Below are 453 nucleotides of genomic sequence, written 5' to 3'. Positions count from 1 at the left end.
GCGGGGTCCCGACGGGGGTCACCCGGGTCATCCGCATCGGTGATTCGAGCATCCATGAAGAAATAGCGTTGCCCGTGCTTCAGCAGCCCAACACAGGCTTGCCAGCTTTGCAGCAGCGCGCCGAACGAGTTCGGACTCTCTCGCGCCCAGTCGCGGGGGACGAGGCCTTCAAATCCGACCCGGCGGACGATCGCGTCGAACAATGCTCCGGAATCATCGCAGGTGAGTTCGAGGCCCATTTCATAGAGGATCTCTTCCGGCCCCTCCGACTCGATGAGATACCCGCCCTCCGCAGAGCAGTAAGGAACACTCTCGGCCGGGTCCTCGTAGAGGTGGCCGACAGCCATCTCGATTTGCTCCACGACTTCGTCGAGGCACGCAGCGGGTCGCGTGGAGCGACAGAAGCCACAGCGCACGTTGGTGGCCTTCGCCGTGACGAGCGTCTGCAGCTCC

At 63.6% G+C, this 453-nt stretch carries 1 protein-coding gene; it reads right to left on the bottom strand.

All coding sequences use genetic code 11. The features are described 5' to 3' along the window. Positions 1-453: HEPN-associated N-terminal domain-containing protein (locus tag Q664_RS59695; protein WP_043411728.1), on the bottom strand; the 453-nt coding region annotated here is incomplete at both ends.

The organism is Archangium violaceum Cb vi76 (assembly GCF_000733295.1).
GTDB classification, from domain to species: Bacteria; Myxococcota; Myxococcia; order Myxococcales; family Myxococcaceae; genus Archangium; species Archangium violaceum.
Note: the sequence above shows the minus strand (reverse complement) of the source record. Positions and strands in the feature narration are given on the sequence as shown.